This window comes from uncultured Paraglaciecola sp., from assembly GCF_913058035.1.
Taxonomy (GTDB): Bacteria; Pseudomonadota; Gammaproteobacteria; order Enterobacterales; family Alteromonadaceae; genus Paraglaciecola.
The window spans coordinates 1-5,126 of record NZ_CAJXPA010000244.1 but is presented as its reverse complement, the minus strand read 5'-3'; the positions used below and the strand labels follow the sequence as shown (position 1 = coordinate 5,126).

The following is a 5,126-nucleotide window of genomic DNA, read 5'->3' as shown; positions in this document are numbered from 1 at the left end:
GAATTAAATATTGAATTATATGATGACAGTAACGCCGATTAGATAAGTGCTTTGGCAATAAAGGGACTAAGTAAAGCGTAGAAGTTTAACTGAATAAGACAGCTAGCTTCTATGTTTTTTGGAACATTCAAAATTATCAATTATCAATTATCAATTATCAAAAAAAAATTCTAATTATGTAGATAGAAGCTTCTCAACTCATTTAAATCAACATGCCTTCTATTTACGGCTTCTTCGCCTCTTCGATTGGCCTCGATTTTGTGGCTTAATGTCTGCCTCAAAGTTACCATACTCATCATCCAATAAGTCTGCTGACGCTTTTTTACTAGGTGCAAAACCTGGGATAATTTCACGTTCAAGTTCACGTCCAATGACACGTTCAATCAACTGTAGTTGCTTAGATTCATCCTCACTGAACAATGAAACAGCTAGACCAGAAGTACCAGCTCGGCCAGTACGTCCAATACGATGCACATAATCCTCTGGAACATAAGGTAGGTCAAAATTAACCACACAGGGCAATTGATTAACGTCGATGCCTCGAGAGGCAATATCAGTAGCAACTAGTACTCTTATATTACGACTTTTGAAACCCTCTAAAGCATGTGTACGTGCATGTTGAGTTCGGTTCGCATGGATTGATGCAGCATTAACACCAGATTTTTCCAGCTTCAATACCAAACTATCTGCACCTTGTTTTGTTCGACTAAATACTAAGACTTGGTGCCAATTATTCTTTTTAATCAGATAGATCAATGCCTCACTCTTACGCTCTTTGTCCACGGGATATATTTTTTGCTTAATCGAATTGATGGTGCTTTTTGCGGTTGCTACTTCAATTAAAAGTGGTGTGTTTAACATTCCTTGAGCAAGCAGCTTGATCTGTTTGGAAAACGTTGCTGAAAACATCAAAGTTTGACGTTTAATTGGCAGCATCATTTGAATGCGACGGATATCATCGATAAAACCTAAATCTAACATTCTATCAGCCTCATCCAAAACCAATATCTCGAGCTGCTCAAAATTAATCGCCCGTTGATTATAAAGATCAATCAAACGACCAGGTGTAGCTACAAGCAGATCCAAACCACCTTGCAGCTCAGATATTTGTGGTTCAATCCTCACACCACCAAACACAACCGCAGATCGAATATTCATATGGCGACTGTAATTTTTTACGTTCAAAGCGACCTGAGCAGCAAGCTCACGGGTTGGTGTAATGACTATGGCACGCACTTGTTTAACATTTGGGCTAGCAGCATTCTGGGTAGTACCTGCCTGAGTGATAATGCCTTTGGTGGGATCATTGGACAAAAGCTGTAACATAGGTAACGTAAAGCTAGCTGTTTTACCCGAGCCAGTTTGCGCTGCCGCCAGAACATCCCGCTGACTGAGCACCGCCGGTATAGCTTTGATTTGTATCAGTGATGGTGTTGTGTAACCTTGTTCAACAACGGTTTTCAACAGTTCATCACACAAACCTAAAGAGCTAAATGACATAGATAAACGTTCCTCAGATTGATTAAAGATTTTATAAATAATGCCGATCGTGGGCACAGTGATTGATTCTTTTCTAAGTTAAAAGGAATATTTACAAAAATGGCTAATATAAGTAATGTCAACTCATGATGTTAATAGTTCTGAATCCATCGGGTTAATGCAAGATCACTTAGATAACACTTTATTTCTCTATCTTTAGCAAATGACCAAAACAATTTTTATATACTGTTGAAGTCATTTAGAATAAAAAATCAATCTAAAAGAGACACACAATGAACTAATTATTTATATATTTACACGCCACCCAATATATTAAAACGGCTGAGAGCTTCGCTTAGAATACAACCGCTAACGACCAATATTTTTATAACAAGGCTATATAAGGGATATCTCCTTTGGGTGATAAGGAAAAACATCCCTATCTGGCGACACACCCGTCGATATTTCACGATAAATTTTTTGCATCAAATAATGGCGCTCAAGATGACCCAATATTCCATAATGGACAACAGAATGTATTCCAATTGTCGATTACAATAAGTCCAAAATTAAGGATAATGCCATCACAAGGTGGTCAGCTCAAGCAATGGACTTTTGGTAATGGGATTTTCACTTTTAGATGAGTACCAGATGGACAATTTCTTGTTTATGCTGAAAATAATGTTGGCTTCAGCGAAATAAAAATAAAACATGTTAAAACAAATAAATTTGTCCGGCATCCCCCAAATACTCCAAGGCGCATCTCATTAGTTGCGCAAAAAACAACCAAAAAATGGTAATTACTGAGAATGGTTGGTGTACGCTAAATGATATATTCATAGAACAATATATCAGGCAAGTTAATCCGATTTATTCAATCTCAGCTGACTGGAGTAGCTAAGAATACACTAGCTAAACCCATCATCACGCGCGATGGTGTGATGCTGCAAGGGATTTTATATATGCCTTCTATGGAGGCGAAACTACCCATTGTATTTAGAGTACACAACGACCTTCCTCCCAATCGCTAGCTAACTACTTACCTTCCTAGCTACCTAGCAAGTACTCAATATATAGTTGCACGTGGTATCGCTTTGTTACTGTCTAACAAAAAGGTTCAACAGGCTGTGGTCACAGATATGTAAACTTAGACGATCATAAAACAGGCTAGACAGTATTCTTGATTTAATCGATATGCTAAATTTTTTTTATAAATAACGGCAAAGTTGATACTAAGATCACCAGCGGTCGATGGAGGCTCATATGGTGGTTATGCGGTAAATGCTGTTTTAGCAAACTTTTCCGGGAATTTTATTGTAGGTATCTTATTGTATGGTGCGGCAGATTGAGTTACCAAATTAAAAGATGCATCCCTTGCTTCTAAGCATCCTATCTTATTGAATATATTGACATTGATGAGCGAAAATAGTTCGATTCCTATACCCAACAATCACCTAATCGTCAGACAGACAACCTCAATGATCCGGTACTTTTCTCATATGGAATTATGGGCCCAAGAATTAATATATTTGAATCTGAAGTGATAGTGAAGTCTCCGCATAAAACGGCATAAACGTACCATTAATTGGTTTCTAAATAGAGCAAGGTTGAAATAAATTACAAAATAAATTGTTTTCAAGCACCAACAGTTTCTAAAAAACATTAGATTAACTGCGCTCTAAATGTAATTGAAAAGTAGTCATCATTGTTTAAAAGAACACTCTGTGTAATTCAATAAAAAATCTACAATGAGTGTTCTGTAAGTTACCTTGTTAAACCACCGATTGAATAGGACTAATCAATAAAATACATAGTTAATCTGTAAACACTATATTATTTTTTTGGCTCATAAACTAGGTTGAACTGAGCCCCAACGAATCGATATCGACCCCTTGCTCCAAAAGTAACTTCTCAAAAAGTGGTAGCAAAGGACCTAGAGTTTCCTGAAGAGTATCTCGGACAGTATCTACTATAACTTGAGTACCACGCTCAATTTCAACGTTAATATGGTCGCCTTCTTTCTTAGCTTCAAATACTGTCATTCTTCGAGTCTCTGGTATCAGCCAAACTTCAAACCACTCGTCCTGTTTGTTTACCTGTGAAATAGTCAGACTTGCACCGTTTAAAGCGATATAACCCTTAGGAAAAACATACCGTTTCCATTCGTTTGATAATCCTAAACGGATGCAATAGTTATCTTCAATTTGGTTAATATTAATAATTGACACTTTAAAGTCAACATGGCCAGATAAAGGGTGGCCTCCAATTTCAGCACCATCTCTGGCTGCTCTTTCCACATTGACAGAAGTATCTTTTTCATACTCGCTTAACGTTGTAATTAGAAGACTTTGCAACATCACATCAAACTTGACTCTAATATCAGACACTAATTCTGTGACAGTCAAACAGACTCCATCTACCGCCACACTGGCTCCAACCTCTAAATCAGTGCAAAATCCTTCATTGAAATCAATAATAAAAGTTCTAATGCCATTTTTGTCTGTGACATCAGCGATCTTAGCTATAGATTGAACTATTCCAGTAAACATAAATTCTCTTTTTAAATTGGCAAGTGCTATTCACTCATTAATATTAAGCTCTGGAAAGCTCATTCTTAACGAAACACTTTCCCGAGTGCATAAATAACCTTTCAACACATGATTTGATGCATTTATAAAGGCAAGTAATAAATTACGTAAATACCCAAAGTAATTCAATCGAATATTCAGAGGCATTTGATTATTTTGAATAAGTATTTTCTCTGCGTTTTAGTCAATATTTTCAAGAGACTACAAGATTTAATTCATCAGTTTGTAAAGTGAAAATGATAAGTCTGACTAATCAAAAATTTCATATGAAATAACATACAATCTTTTTACATTTGGGTAAATTTTTTGGATCACACATTTTAGCTCTGAAAGTGTCATATTCTCTTGCTTTGCATGGAAATTTGAAAGTTGACTAAATGTAATGGCATGCACACCTTTAATTTTTAAAGCACAAAACCATCGTTTATTTTCGTAAGTAGAAACTTGCACGATACTATTGGGCAAATAATCATTTTCCGTTTCATCTCGAATTGTAATTGTCTTTTTACCAGATAAAACATCTGCTTCAAAACGTTCAAAAAAAGTCATTTTAAACTGACTCACAACCCTCCCTCACTATGTTTTATGAAATACACGAGTCCATAATAATGAAAAGGTCAGCAACTGGCTATCAACTTAACAACATAGAACATCAAAGACATCCACTGTAATTCTATTGAATTACTCAAAGTTAGTAATATTTATAATAGATGCTTTATTAATTCATTTATATTTGTAATTTAATAAATAAACGTGATTATTACTCCGACATCTGTACTTCCATGACCAAAAAAGAGCAGGTTTTAGATACACCGGCCCAGTTTATTGTGAAAAACGGAACGTCAGCCTTTGTTCAATAAACAGTATTTGCCAAGACAGTTGTTATCTAACCGAGATTTTAAATTAAATTTTGGTTAGTTTAAAACCCAATTTTTTCGATACCCTGTCACCATTCATTTATTCGTTCTAGAAACAAACCATGTTTGTTTCTCAACAACAGTGCCTAAATTGATGAGACTAGGAAAGTCATATGAATATTAGAATGATACTTTGTTAGAT

The 5,126-nt window shown here is 35.7% G+C and carries 3 protein-coding genes; all 3 read right to left on the bottom strand.

Annotated features, from left to right (window positions below):
* Nucleotides 1-219 precede the first annotated feature (219 nt).
* The 3 genes from QZ562_RS19440 to yqfB all read right to left on the bottom strand — a co-directional run bounded on the left by QZ562_RS19440 (nucleotide 220) and on the right by yqfB (nucleotide 4,631).
* Nucleotides 220-1,500 (bottom strand): DEAD/DEAH box helicase, encoded by a 1,281-nt coding sequence (locus QZ562_RS19440; protein WP_293763951.1) that lies wholly within the window; start codon nucleotides 1,498-1,500, stop codon nucleotides 220-222.
* A 1,832-nt stretch (nucleotides 1,501-3,332) separates the two neighbouring features.
* Nucleotides 3,333-4,028 (bottom strand): riboflavin synthase subunit alpha, encoded by a 696-nt coding sequence (locus QZ562_RS19435; RefSeq protein WP_293763950.1) that lies wholly within the window; start codon nucleotides 4,026-4,028, stop codon nucleotides 3,333-3,335.
* A gap of 288 nt (nucleotides 4,029-4,316) precedes the next feature.
* Nucleotides 4,317-4,631 (bottom strand): N(4)-acetylcytidine aminohydrolase, encoded by a 315-nt coding sequence (gene yqfB, locus QZ562_RS19430; protein ID WP_293763948.1) that lies wholly within the window; start codon nucleotides 4,629-4,631, stop codon nucleotides 4,317-4,319.
* Nucleotides 4,632-5,126: the final 495 nt, after the last annotated feature.